Source organism: Arcticibacterium sp. GJ41-1 (genome assembly GCF_055808875.1).
This window is the reverse complement of the sequence record NZ_CM147888.1, coordinates 3,634,755-3,652,616: the sequence shown is the minus strand read 5'-3', so window position 1 is coordinate 3,652,616 and position 17,862 is coordinate 3,634,755. Positions and strand designations below refer to the sequence as shown.

Sequence of the window (17,862 nt, the reverse complement as noted above, 5' to 3'; positions counted from 1 at the left end):
AAAAGCACTTATTCGCTATATTTACAGACCAATTTAATTTTAGACTCGACCCATTGAAATGAGAATTAATACATTCGAAGAATACGAACTAGCCTATAAAAAAAGTGTAGAAGATCCAGAAGGATTCTGGGGTGAAGTAGCTCAAGAGTTTGAGTGGAAAAAACCTTGGACCAAAGTGCTCGACTGGAATTTTGACGAGCCTAATGTCAAATGGTTTGTTGGTGGTAAAATGAATATTACCGAAAACCTTTTAGATCGCCACGTACGCGAAAGGCCAAATCAGCCAGCCATTATATGGGAACCTAATGAAAAGGATGATGAATCTGTAACACTTACTTACAGAGTTTTGCATGAACGCGTGAGCCGTTTTGCAAATGTTTTAAAGAGTCATGGTGTAGTAAAGGGAGATCGTATTTGCATTTATATGCCTATGATTCCAGAACTAGCTATTGCAGTATTGGCTTGTGCTAGAATTGGAGCTATTCACTCTGTGGTTTTTGGTGGGTTTTCGGCCAAGTCTATTGCAGACAGAGTCAATGACGCCAATTGTAAAATGATTATCACTACAGATGGTTCTTTTAGAGGTAAAAAGAGAATACCTATGAAAGAAACCGTGGACGATGCTTTAATTGGCTGTCCAATGGTAGAAAAAGTTATTGTAGCTACCCGTACCCGTACGCCGATTTCTATGATTAAAGGGCGTGATTACTGGTGGGAAGAAGAAATTAAAAAAGTAAGTGCAGACTGCCCAGCCACTGAAATGGATGCTGAAGACCCATTATTTATTCTTTATACTTCAGGCTCTACGGGTAAGCCTAAAGGTGTGGTGCACACCTGTGGAGGTTACATGGTTTATACCACATATTCTTTCACTAATGTATTTCAGTATAACCCTGGCGACATCTATTTCTGTACAGCAGATATAGGTTGGATTACAGGGCATTCCTATATTATTTATGGTCCCTTAGCAGCAGGAGCCACATCTTTAATGTTTGAAGGAGTTCCTACTTATCCAGACGCTGGTCGTTTTTGGGATATTGTAGAACGTCATAAAGTAAATATTTTTTATACCGCTCCTACCGCCATTCGTTCATTAATGGGTTATGGGAAGGAGTTTTGGGAGAACAAAGATCTAAGTTCTTTAAGAACCTTAGGCTCTGTAGGTGAACCTATCAATGAAGAAGCTTGGCATTGGTATAATGAAAATATTGGTAAAGGAAATTGCACTATTTGCGATAGCTGGTGGCAAACAGAAACGGGAGGAATAATGATTTCGCCTTTGGCCAATATTACGCCTACAAAACCAACTTATGCTACTTTGCCTTTGCCTGGTATTCAGCCAATGCTGGTAGACGATAAAGGAGAAGAAATTAAAGGGAATGGAGTTAATGGTAATCTTTGTATCAAATTTCCATGGCCGTCTATGATAAGAACTACGTGGGGGGACCATGAGCGATGTAAACAAGTTTACTTTTCAACCTACCCAGGAAATTACTTTACGGGAGATGGCTGTGTAAGAAATAAAGATGGTTATTACAGAATTACAGGTAGGGTAGACGATGTTATCAATGTTTCTGGTCATAGAATAGGTACTGCCGAGGTAGAAGACGCTCTTAATTCTCATACTGGGGTAGTGGAGTCTGCAGTGGTGGCTTATCCGCATGAAATTAAAGGTCAAGGAATTTTTGCCTACATCATTATGGAAAGTCAGGTGCATGAAGAAGACTTAACTAAACGTGATATTTTGGCCACGGTTACCAGAATAATTGGACCAATTGCTAAGCCTGACCAAATTCTTTTTGTAAGTGCTGTACCTAAGACTAGGTCTGGTAAAATCATGCGTAGAATATTGAGAAAAGTAGCAGAAGGAGATGTATCAAACTTAGGAGATACGTCAACGCTTCTTGACCCATCTGTGGTTGACGAAATTATAGAAAAGGCTGGCTTAAAACAGTCTTAAGGATTGCATGGTAGTATTTTTTGACCAATTATAAAGAAAATACTACCATGTACACACTTTTTTCATGTAATTAGAAGCTTTCCCGTAAATTGTGGACTTAGCATTCTACCATGATAAAAGTTGTAATAATTGATGATGAGCCTAAGGCTATTGAAGGTCTAAAATGGGAGCTAGAAAACTTCTGCCCAGAAGTGGAAGTGGTAAACTCTTTTACAGACCCAAGAAAGGGCTTGCTCTATTTTGAAGAAGAACAAGACGTTGATTGCGTATTTCTAGATATTGAAATGCCGCAAATGGACGGTTTCCGTTTTTTAGACCAACTTCCTGAAAGAAATTTTGCGGTGATTATCACCACCGCCTACGACCAATATGGCATTAATGCCATTAAAGAAAGAGCCTTAGATTATTTACTGAAACCTATTGATTCTGATGACCTCATGGAAGCCTGTAATAAGGTGAAAGAGTTTCAGAAAGAACATTCTATCAAAGATAGGTTTGAAGAAACGCTCATGACAGTGATGTCAAAATCGAGTAGTGGAAACAACCGGATAGGAATTAATATTGATGGTAAAATAGTCTTTTTAAAGCCTGACGATATACTTTACTGCGAAGGAGACGGCAACTATACATCTATTTATTTGACCGACGGAGAAAAGCTCTTTATCACCCAAACCTTAAAGAAGCTGAGCGAAAAGCTAAGCGATATTGAGTTTTTTAGGGTGCACAATTCCTTTATTATCAATCTTTCAAAGGTCAAAGAGTATTTAAAGACAGATTCTTATATCATCATGGAGGATGGAAAGCATATTCCTGTTTCAAGAAACAGGAAAGCCGAATTTCTTAATAAATTTTAGTGCTTAGAAAATTAAAAATATTAATGGTACTGTCCGTCATGATTCTGACGGCATTTCCTTTTGTCTCCTTCGGACAAAAAAAGCTAAACGCGGCGGAGGTTATAGAAATTAATTCAAAAGATTATGCAGAGATAGATAGTTTGCTTCTATCGATAAGAAGAGACGAAAGCATTCTTGATGATTTTATAATTGAGTTTGAAAAATCAGACTATTATGAAGGCTTAACCTATGCCTTTATTCAGAAAGGCCTCATGCATAGAAATGTATCAGAATATCCAGAAGCTCTCAAAAGCTTGAATCTGGCTATTAAATATGCAGACCTCTGTGAAAATGTAGATTTTAAGGTTATTGCTCTTAATATGATGGGCGTGGTTCATAGACGCATGGAGGAAGTTAGAGAAGCTTTAGATTATCATAAAAAGGCTTTAGAATTAGCAGAATCGGAAGGCAGTGATAGCAAAACTGGAATGAGGAACATTGCAGTAGCCAGGAATAGTATAGGTAATATTTACATCTCTTTAAGACAGCCCGAATTAGCCGAAAAGGAATTTGTGGAGTCTACCAAGATTGAAGAAAAAACAGGGAATGACCTAGGCTTAGCCATTAATTATCAGAACCTTGGGAGTATTTATGAAGAACGTGGCAAACTAGACACTGCCCTGATTTTTTACAGGAGGTCTATGGATTACAACATAAAAATAAACTCGAAGCTGGGTAAGGTTATCTGTAATAATAGTATAGGGCAAATTTACTTAAAGCAGAAACGATTTAAAGAAGCATTAAGCATCATTAAACCCACCATAAAGCAAGCTGAGGAGATAGGTGACCAATACTATTTGGCTATGGCTAACCTGAATTATGGCTGGGCTTTAGAAGAAGAAGGAAATATTATAGAAAGCAGGAAATATGTGGATAGAGCCCTCTCTCAATCTAAAGAAAGAAATATGGGTTATTTTGTGGCAGAGTCCTATCGTATTTTGGCAGAAATAAGTGAGAAGGAAGGGAACTACAAAGAGGCCTTGAAATTCTCTAAACTGTTTAGCGAAAACGAAGAGAAATATTTGAATGAGGCTAACCAACGCTACGTGGCAGACCTCATTTTGAAATATGATTCGGAACGTAAAAGGAATCAAATTGATATTCTAGAAAAGGAGAATGAAATTGCCAATTTGAAACTGGAAGATAATCAGAAGATATTTATTATTGCGGCTATTTGTTTGACGCTTCTAGGGGGTATTTTCTTTTTTGTTTATCGCCAAAATCGCTTAAAGAGAGAGAAGGAATTCTTAGCACTAGAGCAGAAGATGATGCGTTCACAAATGAATCCTCATTTTATCTTTAACTCGCTAAATTCCATTAAGTTATATATCATAAATAATGAGAAAGATAAGGCTGTTTATTACCTGAATAAATTCTCAAAATTGATAAGAACCATCTTAGCCACCTCCAAAGAAAAAGACATCACGCTGCAAGAAGAGCTAGATACTATGGAGCTTTATCTAAATATTGAAAACATCAGATTTTCAAATAAGATAAAGTTTGAAATGAATGTAGAAGATGGGATTGAAACTACTGGAATTAGGGTGCCTTCTTTAATCTTACAACCATTTATTGAAAACTCTATTTGGCACGGACTATCGTCCAAAGAAGGATTGAAAATTATCAAAATGAAGGTAAGCCGTTATTCTAATAAAGAGTTTTTAATAGAGATAGAAGATAATGGTATTGGCCGTCAGAAATCTAAAGAAATAAAAGCAAACAAAACGCTAAACAATAAATCAATAGGTCTGGATTTGACAAAGCAACGTTTGGATAATTATTTTAAAGATTCCGAGAAAGAACATTCACTAGAAATTGTAGATTTGTCAGACAAAAAAGGGGAGGCTTGTGGTACTAAAATAGTACTTAAAATGCCTCTGAAAGTGAAGGAAACATGAGGTTAACAGTAGTATTTTTATCACTCGGTTTATTCTTAAATTCTTGTCAAAAACAAGATGACTTTTCTTGGTTAGAAGGAGATTGGGTAAGACTAAATGAACAGGGAAATCGCCAAACGTATGAACGTTGGGAAACAAAAAACGGCCTTTATAAAGGTGTAGGCTTAACCATCAGCGAAGGAGATACGGTTTTTATCGAAGATATGGCTCTGGAGAAAATTGACGATAACTGGGCTTTAAAGGTTTCAGGTGTCAACGAATCTCCTACTGTTTTCAAATTTACAGAGCAAACAGCCACTTCTTTTACCTGTGAAAACCAAGAAAATGAATTCCCTAAAGTCATAAAATACTTTATGGCTGGTGATACCCTAAAAGCGGAAGTATTTAATGACCAAATGAGTATCGATTTTGCTTTTATGAAAGAGTAGTCAACTATCAATTACTCATTAAATCTATAATGTCTTTGGTGGCTTCTGTAAAATAATTGCCATTATAAGGGCCAAACCAACTCATGGTGAAGGTTTCATACGTTTCTGTGTCAAAGTGTTCATCAGCGGTTATATAGCCTGCATAGGTTCCGTTAAAGCTGGTAATTATTAGGTTTAATCCTTTTGCTTTGGCATAGTTATCCAGGCTTTCCATAAGTTCTCCAGAAAAATCACAAGGCATACCTACCATCAGATTATTGCCAATTTTTAGCACTTTTATAAAGCTCGGCGAATCGCCAAACAGCCATTTAAAAACCCATGGTCTTAAAGCTAGATTTTTAGTAAGGCGTGGAGATGGTTTTCTTAGGGGCAGTGAAACTTGAAAGGATAATACCTCAGGATTTTCAGAAAGTGACTCAAACTCATTTTCTGAATTGATTTCATGCATAACACCTAGAGCCTGATTATTGACTTCATCAAAATCCGTTTTGCCATTTTCTATTGGGCCCATGCTACCCACAGCACCTGCCATATACATCGCAAAGTTTACAGAGTTCTTCTCTAAAGAATCTACCAAAACACCTGGGTAATCTCTTGAGAGAGCCACCGTACTAGCATTTAAAACGGTAGAGTGGGCGGCATAAGTGGCTAAAAGTGCGGTTTTATCATTTGTTTTAAACCTTAATGACCTAATAAAAGGCTCAACTTTCCCGCCGTCTACTATCCTGTTTCTTATGTCGTGAGCATCTAAGTTCTTTTCAAAAGTCACGGTAGCTGTAGCCATTTCTTTTTCAGCGGCTAAAATGGAATTAACCATGCCGTCTGAAATCATTTGCTCTATTTCAGCGTCATATTTACCAGCAAATAGCGTACCTACTAAAGTATTATACCAAGCTCCTAAACTGTTATGGCTGTGCGTAGCCCCAAAATATATATGGTCAAATGTCAAATCTGTATTGCTAAGTTTTCGTCTGACTAAGTCACTCACAGTTGGCGGTACTATCAATAAATCTACCGATAGTAAGGCTGTTTTTATGCCTCCTTTTTCAAGTAAGATAGTTCTTACAAATACCGAATCATGCACGGCACTATAAGAGGCTCCACGTCTTTTCCCATAACCTGCCAGGGGAATTGGGTTTTTAGGGGTGATATTGATTTTAGCCCAACCTACTTTTAAAGAATCATCGGAACTTGTTTGACTAATATCTAAGTCACTCAAATTTTGTTTCCATGCCTTGTAATAAGGCATTTCTTGATAAGGTGTACGGTCAATATAAGTGACCATAGTAAGCACTACTATTAATAAAAAGGCAATAAGACCAAGAAGTATTTTGGAAACTGTTTTCAGTATTTTCATAACTAGCTATTAAAATTGTTGAGTTTCTTGACCAACAATTCATTATTTTGGAGTCGATTACAAAATTACAAAGCAATAATGAGTATTGATATTAAGGAATACCTTTCTATGGCTACAGATACAGTCATAAAATATGCCCCAAGTTTAATTGGAGCTGTACTAGTCTTGTTTGTAGGTTTTTGGGTAATTAAAAAAGTTTCAAAAATTGCTAATACCTCCTTAGAGAAATCTACGCTTTCACCAGAAATTACTACCTTTTTAATTTCCATGTTTGACATGGTGCTTAAGTTGTCGGTCATTCTCTTCGCCGCAGGTATTGCAGGTTTTGACACTTCAGCCTTGGTTGGTATTTTAGCCGCAGCCGGTTTCGCTATTGGTCTGGCTCTTCAGGGCGGGCTTGGTAATTTTGCGTCAGGTATCATCATATTGGTTTTTAAACCCTACAGAGTAGGGGATTGGATAGAGCTGGATGGGAAATTTGGAAAAGTAGAAGAAATTCAAATATTTAATACACTTTTGGGAACACCTGGGAAAAAGACTTTGATTATACCTAACGGTCAAATAACGGAGAACGTGGTAACCAATTTTTCAAAGAAAGGAGCCATCAGGTTAGAGTTAGAAGTTAGCATGCCTTATGAAGAAAGTTTTCCTAAAATAGAGCGAATCATTCAAGCAGTGATGTCTAAAAATGCTAAAATAATGCCTGAACCAGCACCTTTGGTTGGAATCGAAAAGTATGAGTCACACTTTTTGGTGATAGGGGTAAAGCCCTTTGTTAACCCCGATGATTACTGGGAGGTAACCTATGACCTCAATAAAGAGATAAAGAAGGCTTTCAGTGAAAATGACGTAAAAATGGCTTATTCAGAAGGAGTCGAATTAGGTAAAATAGGAAATTAGAATCCTCTTTTGATAATTTTACGTGTCATAACTTGATTACCAGAAACTACACGGATTAGATAATTTCCTTCTGCCAAACTGCTGATATTCATATCAAGCGTTTTGTCAGTAATAAATCCAGTTTTTAAAACTTCCCCTTTCATATTGAAAAGGTTAACCACGGGTTGTTTTTCAAGCTTATGGCTTAACTCAATTCGTATTTCGTCAATACTTGGATTAGGGTAAACCAAGAGACCTTCCATTCTGTTGGCTTCATTTCCTAAAACCAAAACAGTAATAGTGGCATTGCCAAAAGTCTGACCCGTGCCACAAGGGTTTGTGACGGTTGTTAGACCATATAAGGTTGTTTCTAAAGGGTTCACTTCCCAGAAATAGGGCGTTTTGTTAATGTTGAAGTTTTCTCCCACGGTGGTGCTTAAAACCCAAGGAGCCGAACCAGTTAGGTTTATTTCAAGTTGAGAAGTCGTTCCTATTTGAATAGTTTCTCCACCACTGAGTGTTGCTGTAGGTATTTCGTTATTTGTCTTTATAATTTTAGTATCAGAGAAAGTACCACAGCCTTCTTTTTCTAGCCATACCCTATAAGAGCCAACTTTATCGGCTAAAATCTCAAAGGTATTTGAACTAGTATTTAAGCTGTCATTAACCCACTGGTAGCTATCTACTATGCCGGCTGCGGAAATGTGTGCCACACCACCATTTGGACAAATATTTAAGGTATCGGCTAATGGTAGCAGACGTTTGTTTATTTGTAAAAGCTGAACATTGCTTGTCTCCGTTTCTATTTCACAAGATTGATACTTTAAAGCGACTTTATAGTTGCCAGATTTATTGATAGTCTGACTAGATTTTGTTCCCAATAAGGTTTCATCTATATACCATTGATAAGAGATGTCAGAGCTAAAAAGTAGATCGCCTAAGGCATTCTGTGTCCTAATATTATTGTCACCAATTTGAACAGTAAGTTGACTTAAGTTTTCGGCACATAAACCACTTCCAGGTTTTGATATTTTGGCATCTAGAGCGTTTAAAGTGACTTTTAAAGGCTTTGATTGGTAGGTACATGTACCATCCACCTCTACAGTAAGACTATAATTTCCACTTGATTTCACGGTTAATGCTTTCTGGTTTGAATTCGTAATCACCTGACCATCTTTCTTCCAAGTGTATATTACGGTTGGCCCGTCAATGCCGGTTAGCTTTAAGTTTTTGCCAATAATGGTGGAGTCGGCACATGTTTTAATTTCATCAACATTGGCATATATATCAAATGGAACTGAATTGTCTGCAATATTTACTTCAAGGGTGTCGGAATGCACTATGCAGGTAGATGGACCATAACTTCCTTCTACATGGTAGCTCCCGCTTTCTGAAAGGCTTAGTATATCAAACAAAAATGGGATATCTCTTAAATATCCATTGTCTTTATAAAGTTTGAAGTTATAAGCACTTTGACTAATTGAATTGTTTTTTGAACTGGTGTAAAGACTTACCGTTTTATCTGCACATGTGTTAACTCCAGTAAGATTGTTCAAATTGAAGCCACGCATTTTTGAAGCATTCTGAAGCTTTAAGGGCATAGATAGAGCCTCGCAGTTTCCTTGTTTTATAAGATAGCGGTATTCACCTGGCTCTTTCACAAAAACACTTTTTCCTCCAGCTACTTTAGTACCGTCACGTAACCATGATACAGAAACCTCATTGTTTTGAAGGTAATTAGAAATACTAAGGTTTACGTTTAAATCATGGCAAACAGTTAATACATCATCAATAGCGGCAATAGGTTGAGAAATAATACTTCCAGATTTTAAACCACCTATTCGCACTTTAAAATTGTCTGAAAGGCTAGTACAGCTACCTTGCGAAATAGCTAATTGATAATTTCCTGTTTCATTAGCCTTAAAGTTCTTGGTGTTGGCTCCTGCAATAGGTTTTCCTTGGAAATGCCATTGATAAGTTAGCTGATTAAGGTTAGGCACACTGGCGTCTATATTGACTGAAAAATCGCTACAAACTTCGGCTGAATAAGCTGAGCTTAAATTGGCTTTTCTAATTTCACCTATCACTACATTGGCTTTTCCGCCTACTTCATAAGTACAGTTCCCTCTTTTAACTTTTGCTGTATAGGTGCCAGATTCATTGGCTAAATAAACGCTTCCTTTCGCATTTGCTATTACTTGATTGTCTTTACGCCAAGTGATGTCGTCTCCATTTACCAGCCCAGTGTATATTTCCAGTGTATTAGAAAAGCCTTCACAAACAGGCTCAGTACCATACTGCATAAATAAACCGGTAAACTCATCTACATTCAGTTTAATAGTATCTGAAGAAGTAGCAATAACTGAAGAGAGAATAAAAATATTAGAAGAGAAAGTAGAAGAAACGGGTATACTGTCCAGCTGTGTTCTTCCTATTTCGGTGGTACTTTCATCAAAATTTAGCCTATAGAGAATAAACTCTTCGCTTGCATCAAATACCCCAGTGGTATCAAAATGCAAATAAGTCTCCTGACCGTTACATAACGGAGAATTTGGACTCTGAATGCTGATACTTTGTGAATATAGCTGGGTATGTATAAAAGCTAAAGCACTTAGTATTATTAGGAAGTTTTTCATTTGCTAGGATTAAAATGAGTAGTGGTTTAAACATTAATGCTTTTCCGCTAATCGATCCAAAATTTTCTTTTTTTATGCCAAAAGCCAAAACCTTTAACATAGCACGTTTTTATAGGTAAGTCTATAATTTGATGAGATAACCCCCACCAAAAGAAGCATTTATTTTACTTTTATAAACTTCCCTATTTTATCAATTACAACAAACGATCCAAATATGTTTGATGTCGTCGTCATTCTGTAGTGATATGTCGTGAAAATTAAACTACATGCCTAAGTCAGGATTACTTCTTTGGCTAGTCAAATCCAAATAGAATTCAAATTTGCATGATAAACACTTGGTTAGAGGCTTAGGCTTGTAAATAAAGTTATACAAAGATTAAAAATCCAATTGTTAGTAGAAACCCAAATGTTGTAAAAAAGATAATACTATTTCAATGCCAGTATAACAAAACCATTTTTAAGACCGTACTTTTCAACATCCTTTAGTATGTATAATATTGTTCTGTTGCATTCTCGGCCAGTATATTGATCATTATCAAACTCAAGCAGTCTGAGCGTATCACCTACTTTATAATTTCTATGATCTTCCCTTAATTCAAAGGTTTTGTTTCTATTCTTTACTTCTTCAAAGTACTCTGGTAATATTTTAAGTTCGTGTTCCATATTACGTGTTCTAAAGATTTACAACAAAAGATATAAGTAAGTGCTGTATGACACAATGATAAGCCCCAATTCCTTTTATTTCCATATAGGAATTAGAACCAGTATTGTTTCTTGTGCCCATACTCATATCTATGTCAGTAATTTGAAATCGATTTTTTATCGTAATTGTTTAACAAAATATATCAGCAACTTTGAAAAACTATACCTCTAATCCTTTGCAGATGAGAAGTCCATTGCGGCCTTCACAAAAGAAATAAATAAAGGATGCGGCTCTAGTGCTGTACTTTTTAATTCTGGGTGAAACTGAACACCAATGAAGAATGGATGAGATGGTAACTCAACGATCTCTACCAAATTATTCTCTGGGTTTATACCAGAAACAACAAGCCCTGCGGCTTCAAAATCTTTAGTAAAGGCATCATTAAACTCCCAACGATGACGGTGTCTTTCGGAGATTTTCTTTTTGCCATAAATACTACTGGCTAAGGTTCCCTTAGTCAAATCACAGTTATAAGCTCCCAATCGCATGGTGCCACCTTTATCTTGTACATCTTTTTGATCTAACATCAAGTGGATAACCGGATGTTCTGTGTGTTCAGCCATTTCTGTAGAATGGGCATCCGCCCAACCCAAGACGTTTCTGGCATATTCTATTACGGCCATTTGCATCCCTAAACAAATCCCAAAAAATGGTATACCATTTTCTCTCACATATTTAACGGCAGCTATTTTACCTTCAATACCTCTTTCTCCAAAACCAGGAGCTACTAAAACACCGTCAAGATGACCGAGTTTCTCTTGAATGTTGCTTAGGGTAAAGCTTTCAGAGTGTATCCACTCAATGGTTACTTTACACTCATTAGCGGCACCTGCGTGTATAAATGACTCAATAATAGATTTATAAGCATCAGGAAGCTCCACGTATTTACCTATTAAACCAATAGTTACCTGAGCGATAGGATTTTTCAAACGACCTAAGAATTTCTTCCACTCCGTCATATTAGGAGCTTTGTCGTTATAAATATCCATCATATAAAGCACTCGTTGGTCTAGCTTTTCCTTTTCCATCAAAAGGGGCACGTCGTAAATAGTGCTAGCATCTTTAGCTTCAATTACAGATTTTGGATGCACATTACAGAAAAGTGCAATTTTTCTTCTGATATCAGCTGGTAAAGAATGCTCTGTACGGCAAACAATTATATCAGGCTGAATACCAGATTCTTGAAGTTTCTTTACGGAATGCTGTGTTGGTTTTGTCTTTAGTTCTCCTGCAGACTTTAAGTAAGGAATAAGTGTCAAGTGTATGGTGAGCATGTTTTTCTCGCCCAAGTCCCACTTTAACTGGCGAATAGCCTCAATGAATGGTAAAGACTCAATATCACCAACACAACCACCAATTTCTGTGATAACAATATCGTACTTCCCTTCTTCACCTAAGTTTAAGATGTTTCTTTTAATTTCGTCTGTAATATGCGGAATTACTTGAACGGTTTTACCAAGAAAATCACCTTTACGCTCACGACTAAGTACGTTATTGTAAATCCTTCCAGTGGTAACATTGTTGATTTGAGAGGTTCTCACGTTCAAAAAACGCTCGTAATGCCCTAAATCAAGGTCTGTTTCTGCACCATCTTCCGTTACATAGCATTCGCCGTGCTCATAAGGATTTAAAGTACCTGGGTCAATGTTAAGATAAGGATCCAGCTTTTGAATAGTAACTGAAAGACCTCTTGCCTGTAGCAGTTTTGCTAAAGATGAAGCTATGATTCCCTTACCGAGTGAAGAAGTAACACCTCCTGTAACGAAGATGTATTTTGGTGTTTTTTTGTGCCCGCTCATTGAAAATGGATAAATTCCTTGCTATGATTACGGGATACAAAAGTAGTGGATTTTGTTGAAAGTGACCTTACTTATTTAGGTAAAAAGGAATTTTAAAGTGGATGGCCAATGATTATCTTATTTAGTATAGCGGATAGTGCTTGAAGTTCAGGATAGTATGGTTTTAGATCAGGAAAAAAATACTTTGAATTTCTGATGGATAAAGGACTTGGTGATAAAGTGGCTTGAACTATTTTAAATGTGAGAAAGCTATTATCATAGTGAAGTTCTAAATAATGACGGCTCCACAAGTCTCTAGTAAAATTTAAGAAAACCAATTTAAAAGAGAAGACTCCAATTCCGGAATACAACACTCACTATTTAGTGAGTTAGGTCTTAAACAAAAAAAAAGGACTGGAACAAAATGTTCCAGCCTTTCCCGCTACTAAATCCACACAACTTTTATCTTAAATATTTTCTGTTTCCCGACTAGTTTTTTCTTAGTGTTTCAAAGGTAGATTTTCTCTTTATACAACGCAAATAAATTTCTACTATTTTTATTGGGCGGTGGTATCCATGAAAAATATCCTCTCGCTAATATCTATACGCTGTGTAAGTTAACCGATTTTGATAAATAATATTTTTTTTCAAAACTCTTTAGGTTTCCGATTCTTTATCATAGCTACATTATAAACGTAACAAAAGCCCATTTAGTTTTTCAGTTTTATCTATTTGTTTGGGTAATATATAATAATCTTCTGTATTTCCCTTATAGTTAGGGTTTTGTATTGTTAACAGCTAGATAATCTAGGCTTAACAATTAGTTAATATTGCTATTCTAGCTTTGTGCCAAATTTCAGGGTAGAGGTATACGCTATTCTGAAAATTTAGTAAAGAATCAAATACTATAAAAAAAAACGCCCGAAAGGGTAGAGTTAAAAATCAAGTTTAAAAAAACTAATTCAAAGAATTTTTAAAACTCCAAATTTCCCAAACAAATGAAATTTTCAAAAATGATTTTAGCCGTAATGGCGGCTTCTGCGTTTATTTTTTCATCATGTGATAATAATGATGATGAGTGTACTACAGTATGTGCAGATGGTTCTGTACTTACAGCAGATTGTAATTGTGTTCCAGTTACTACAGACCCTTGTGCTGATGTAACATGTCCAGAGGGTTTTGTATGTTCTGATGGAAATTGTATCGAAGTTAATACACCAGTAACGGAAGAGTCTAGAGCAGGTCAATTAAGTACTGATGAAACTTGGACTGCAGATAGAATTTACATATTACAGGGTAAGGTAGTAGTGCCAACAGGTGTTGTATTGACTATTGAGCCGGGTACTATAATTAAAGGTGCTACAGGAACAGGTTCTTTAGCTTCTGCATTAATAGTAGCTCGTGGTGGTAAGATTATGGCGGAAGGAACAGCAGATGCTCCTATCGTTTTGACATCTATTGAAGATAATATCGCAATAGGTGAGAAAGCAGGTACTAACCTAGATGAGACTATAAACTCTCAATGGGGTGGTTTAATTGTTTTAGGAAATGCACCTATTTCTGCAGGCTCAGGAGCTACAGCACAAATAGAAGGTATTCCTGCGGATGACTCTTATGGTAACTATGGTGGAACTGATGCTGAAGATAACTCAGGTGTTATTAAGTATGTATCTGTTCGTCATGGTGGTGCTTTGATTGGTGACGGTAACGAAATTAATGGTATCACTTTAGGTGGTGTAGGTTCTGGTACTACTATAGAGTATGTAGAAGTAGTTGGTAACCTTGATGATGGTATTGAATTCTTCGGTGGAACTGTAAACTTAAGCTATGGTTTAGTTTGGGGACAAGGAGATGATGGGTACGATATTGACCAATCTTATTCAGGTACTATTGATGGTTCTATTTACATAGCAGGTGCTGACAGTGACCACGCATTGGAAATTGACGGCCCAGAAAACGCTATCAACGCTGATGGATTGTTCACTATTCAAAATAGCTCATTCAAAGGCATGGCTGGAGAGTATGCTGACTGGAGATCAAATGCACAGGGTAGCCTTCTAAATAACTACTTCTTTAATTTCAGCGATAATTCTGATATGGAATTAGATGATAATGCTGGAGTACAAGCTAACTACGTATCAGGTACTATCGTAATTTCTGGTAACGAATTTAAGCTTCCTGCTAATGTAACTGATTTTGCATCAATATTCAAAGACACTTTTGCTACAGGTGATGACGCTGCTTTCAAAGCAGATATGACTTCAAAAAATACTGCTGTAACAACAAGAACTGTGGGAGCAGATCCTGCAAACTTCTCTTGGACTTTTGCAGCTTCTAAAGGAGCCTTAGAAGGCTTCTAGGAAAAAAAAACTCAAGGGTGAGGCTTAATTGCTTCACCCTTTCTTTAAAAATTACCAATATATAAAATCAATGAAAAGAACTTTTACCTTAATCACGCTAGTAATAGGCATGATTATTAACACTACGGCCTCCGGTCAATCTGGACTTATTAGAGGTAGTGTTATTGACAATACAAATGGTGAGACATTGCCATTTTCTACAATTTACGTAAAAGAAGCAGCCAAAGGAGCTTCTACTGATTTAGACGGTGCCTATTCCATTTCTCTAACTCCAGGTACTTATACTTTAAATTTCTCTTTTGTAGGCTACACCGCTACTACCGTAGAGGGTGTTATAGTAAAAGATGGTGAAACTACTGTTTTAGATGTAAGAATGGGTAATGATGCTCAGGCTCTTGCAGAAGTAGTCGTAAAAGCCACCATTGTGAAAAATAGTGAGTCGGCTCTTTTGACAATGCAAAGAAAGTCTCCAAACCTAATGGATGGTATATCAAACCAAACATTTAAGAGAATTGGAGATAGTGACGCAGGTGGAGCCATTAAAAGAGTAACAGGTGTATCTGTAGAAGGTGGCAAGTATGTTTTTGTAAGAGGTCTTGGTGACCGTTACACTAAAACAATGCTTAACGGTTTAGATATTCCTGGTTTGGATCCTGACAGAAACACCATTCAAATGGATTTGTTTCCAACCAATATTATTGACAATATGGTAGTTATAAAAACTGCCACACCAAATGTTTCAGGTGATTTTACAGGTGGAATTGTAGATATTACTACCAAAGATTTTCCTTTAGAGCGTTCTTTCAATGTATCTATAGGAGGGTCTTATAATCCATCCATGCATTTTAATAAGAACTACATTGCAGCACCAAAGAGCTCAACAGACTTTTTAGGTTTTGACGATGGCTTGAGAGACTTGAAAGTAGACTCAAGACAAGTTATACCTTCGGTTGCTCAAAAAGATGGTTCTCTTACTACACTAACTAAAAGATTTACTCCAGATTTAGGAGTTTTGAAAGCCACATCTCCAATGGATTTTAGTGCATCTATTTCAACTGGTGACCAAATCAATTTTGAGAAGTTTACAATTGGCTATAACCTAGCGGCCAATTATAAAAACACAACGGACTTTTATGAAGAAGCTCAGTACAATGCTTATATCAAAGGCTTTGACCCGTCTACAGATTATGAGTTTGAATTAAACCAATCGCAAAAAGGAAGTTTGTCAAAAAACAATATACTGGCGAGTGGATTAGCTGGTTTGGCTATAAAATTTGATAAACATAAAATTGGTATCAACGCCTTAAGAATTCAAAATGGCGAGAGTACTGCAGGTTTGTTTCAGCAGGAAACGTACATTTTTAACTCATCTACACTTTATCAAGATAACATAGAATATTCTGAAAGGTCTATATCTAATTATAGTATTAAAGGAGAGCATAGTTTAGGCAATGAAGATAAATTTAGAGTTGACTGGAGTTTCGCTCCTACTTTTAGTAAAATAGAAGATAAGGATGTTCGTGTAACACCTTTCAGATATGATGAAGGCGTATTTTCTTTGCAGCCATCTGAAGGTGCTCAGCCAAAGAGACTTTTTAGAAACTTGAACGAAGCCGATTATAGTGGAAGGCTTGATTTAACGTATAGCTTTGTAACTAACAGAGGGGACGCCAAACTTCGTCTTGGAGTTGGTAACGTGTTGAAAAACAGAGATTATGAAATCTTTCAATACGTCTTTAATATCAGAGGGCAAAGCCAATTTGACATAGGTGGTGACCCAGATAAATTATTACTTCCTGAAAATATCTGGACCCCAGAAACAAATGTAGGATTATATGTGGTTGGTAATTTTGAGCCAGCAAATACTTACTCTGCTAAGCAGAATATAGCATCAGCTTATATAATGAACGAAATTAGCTTGAACGATAAATTGAAAGCAATTTACGGTTTGAGAGTTGAGAAGTTTGACCACTACTATACAGGACAGACTAACTTAGGAGATTTAGTTTTGGATAATGAGAAAATTAATGATGCCTTGGATTTACTTCCTTCAGCAAACTTAGTGTATGCACTCAGAGAGAAAACTAATTTAAGACTTGCGGTAGCTAGAACACTGGCAAGACCTTCTTTTAAAGAGGCTTCAATTTCTCAAATTTATGATGCCCTTTCTGATAGAACTTTCATAGGAAATAGAGACCTGGAAGAAACTAAAATCATGAACTATGATTTAAGAGTTGAGAAATTTATGGAAAATGGACAAGTAGTTTCTGTGAGTGGTTTCTATAAAACGTTTAAAGACCCTATAGAGGTAGTGGCTTATTCACAGGCTTCGCCAAATGATATACAGCCAAGAAATGTAGGGAAGGCTATTGTTTTAGGTGCAGAGCTAGAAGCAAGAAAGAATCTTGGACTTATGGTAGGTAATGAGAAGCCAATAAGCTTTGGTGCCAACTTTACTTTTGTATACTCTAAAGTAGACATGAACCCTAACGAGTACCTTTCTAGAGTAGAGAATGCTAGGGTAGGGGAAGAAATAAACCAATCAAGACAGCTTCAAGGTCAATCGCCATTTATTATTAACGCTTTTGCTACATACCTACATCAGGAAAGTGGCTTAGAGGCTAATGTAAGTTATAATGTTCAGGGTAAGAGATTATCTGTAGTGGGTATTGGAAGAAACCCAGATATATTCGAAATGCCATTTAACTCTTTGAATTTCAAAGCCACAAAACGTTTTGGGAAGTCTCAGAGAGGTTCTGTAAGTGTGAATGCAAATAACCTTTTAAATGCAAAACGTCAGCGTTTTTATGAAGGGTTTAATGCTGAGTCTCAGGTTTATGATTTATTCAAACCAGGTTCTTCATTTGGTGTAAGCCTAGGATATTCACTTTAAAGACACAAGTTTTTTAAACTTGATTCATATTGGTAATTGCAAAACAGCCTGGATTTTCCGGGCTTTTTTGTTTCTTA

The 17,862-nt window shown here is 36.5% G+C and carries 11 protein-coding genes; 7 read left to right on the top strand and 4 right to left on the bottom strand.

Annotated features, from left to right (window positions below; translation table 11 throughout):
- The first annotated feature begins 58 nt into the window (after nt 1-58).
- From acs to AC0L6O_RS15200, 4 genes are all read left to right on the top strand, one after another.
- Nucleotides 59-1,960: an acetate--CoA ligase gene (gene acs, locus AC0L6O_RS15215; RefSeq protein WP_473303530.1), complete on the top strand. Its 1,902-nt coding sequence runs from the start codon at nt 59-61 to the stop codon at nt 1,958-1,960.
- A gap of 110 nt (nt 1,961-2,070) precedes the next feature.
- Entirely contained in the window at nt 2,071-2,814 is a 744-nt protein-coding gene (locus AC0L6O_RS15210; protein WP_473303529.1) for a LytR/AlgR family response regulator transcription factor, read from the top strand.
- A 23-nt stretch (nt 2,815-2,837) separates the two neighbouring features.
- Nucleotides 2,838-4,751, top strand: coding sequence for a tetratricopeptide repeat-containing sensor histidine kinase (locus AC0L6O_RS15205; RefSeq protein ID WP_473303528.1), 1,914 nt, complete (start codon nt 2,838-2,840; stop codon nt 4,749-4,751).
- Nucleotides 4,748-5,179: a hypothetical protein gene (locus AC0L6O_RS15200; protein ID WP_473303526.1), complete on the top strand. Its 432-nt coding sequence runs from the start codon at nt 4,748-4,750 to the stop codon at nt 5,177-5,179. The genes AC0L6O_RS15205 and AC0L6O_RS15200 overlap by 4 nt, the downstream gene beginning before the upstream one ends.
- 7 nt (nt 5,180-5,186) lie before the next feature.
- Here the strand turns inward: AC0L6O_RS15200 and AC0L6O_RS15195 are convergent, their stop codons facing one another.
- Nucleotides 5,187-6,536 (bottom strand): neutral/alkaline non-lysosomal ceramidase N-terminal domain-containing protein, encoded by a 1,350-nt coding sequence (locus AC0L6O_RS15195; protein ID WP_473303524.1) that lies wholly within the window; start codon nt 6,534-6,536, stop codon nt 5,187-5,189.
- A gap of 78 nt (nt 6,537-6,614) precedes the next feature.
- Here AC0L6O_RS15195 and AC0L6O_RS15190 point away from each other — a divergent pair, with 78 nt between their 5' ends.
- Nucleotides 6,615-7,436, top strand: a complete 822-nt coding sequence (locus AC0L6O_RS15190; protein WP_473303523.1) for a mechanosensitive ion channel family protein — start codon at nt 6,615-6,617, stop codon at nt 7,434-7,436.
- Here AC0L6O_RS15190 and AC0L6O_RS15185 read toward each other — a convergent pair.
- The 3 genes from AC0L6O_RS15185 to AC0L6O_RS15175 form a co-directional block, all read right to left on the bottom strand.
- A complete protein-coding gene (locus AC0L6O_RS15185) occupies nt 7,433-10,051 on the bottom strand; it encodes a T9SS type A sorting domain-containing protein (RefSeq protein WP_473303521.1) in 2,619 nt (872 codons plus the stop codon). The two genes, AC0L6O_RS15190 and AC0L6O_RS15185, sit on opposite strands and share 4 nt — an antisense overlap.
- Before the next feature lie 426 nt (nt 10,052-10,477).
- A complete protein-coding gene (locus tag AC0L6O_RS15180; RefSeq protein ID WP_473303520.1) occupies nt 10,478-10,714 on the bottom strand; it encodes a DUF3850 domain-containing protein in 237 nt (78 codons plus the stop codon).
- A 207-nt stretch (nt 10,715-10,921) separates the two neighbouring features.
- A complete protein-coding gene (locus AC0L6O_RS15175) occupies nt 10,922-12,553 on the bottom strand; it encodes a CTP synthase (RefSeq protein ID WP_473303518.1) in 1,632 nt (543 codons plus the stop codon).
- Nucleotides 12,554-13,530: 977 nt separating this feature from the next.
- Here AC0L6O_RS15175 and AC0L6O_RS15170 point away from each other — a divergent pair.
- Together AC0L6O_RS15170 and AC0L6O_RS15165 are read left to right on the top strand one after the other, a co-directional pair.
- Nucleotides 13,531-14,892, top strand: a complete 1,362-nt coding sequence (locus AC0L6O_RS15170) for a hypothetical protein (RefSeq protein ID WP_473303516.1) — start codon at nt 13,531-13,533, stop codon at nt 14,890-14,892.
- Between the two features lie 70 nt (nt 14,893-14,962).
- Entirely contained in the window at nt 14,963-17,785 is a 2,823-nt protein-coding gene (locus AC0L6O_RS15165) for a TonB-dependent receptor (RefSeq protein WP_473303514.1), read from the top strand.
- The last annotated feature ends 77 nt before the right edge of the window (nt 17,786-17,862 follow it).

Bases quoted from the DNA above. Each gene is read 5' to 3' on its own strand.
- AC0L6O_RS15195 (WP_473303524.1), bottom strand. From the start codon at position 6,536: ATGAAAATACTGAAAACAGTTTCCAAAATACTTCTTGGTCTTATTGCC.
- AC0L6O_RS15165 (WP_473303514.1), top strand. From the start codon at position 14,963: ATGAAAAGAACTTTTACCTTAATCACGCTAGTAATAGGCATGATTATT.
- AC0L6O_RS15180 (WP_473303520.1), bottom strand. From the start codon at position 10,714: ATGGAACACGAACTTAAAATATTACCAGAGTACTTTGAAGAAGTAAAG.
- AC0L6O_RS15200 (WP_473303526.1), top strand. From the start codon at position 4,748: ATGAGGTTAACAGTAGTATTTTTATCACTCGGTTTATTCTTAAATTCT.
- AC0L6O_RS15205 (WP_473303528.1), top strand. From the start codon at position 2,838: ATGGTACTGTCCGTCATGATTCTGACGGCATTTCCTTTTGTCTCCTTC.
- AC0L6O_RS15210 (WP_473303529.1), top strand. From the start codon at position 2,071: ATGATAAAAGTTGTAATAATTGATGATGAGCCTAAGGCTATTGAAGGT.
- AC0L6O_RS15170 (WP_473303516.1), top strand. From the start codon at position 13,531: ATGAAATTTTCAAAAATGATTTTAGCCGTAATGGCGGCTTCTGCGTTT.
- AC0L6O_RS15190 (WP_473303523.1), top strand. From the start codon at position 6,615: ATGAGTATTGATATTAAGGAATACCTTTCTATGGCTACAGATACAGTC.
- acs (WP_473303530.1), top strand. From the start codon at position 59: ATGAGAATTAATACATTCGAAGAATACGAACTAGCCTATAAAAAAAGT.
- AC0L6O_RS15185 (WP_473303521.1), bottom strand. From the start codon at position 10,051: ATGAAAAACTTCCTAATAATACTAAGTGCTTTAGCTTTTATACATACC.
- AC0L6O_RS15175 (WP_473303518.1), bottom strand. From the start codon at position 12,553: ATGAGCGGGCACAAAAAAACACCAAAATACATCTTCGTTACAGGAGGT.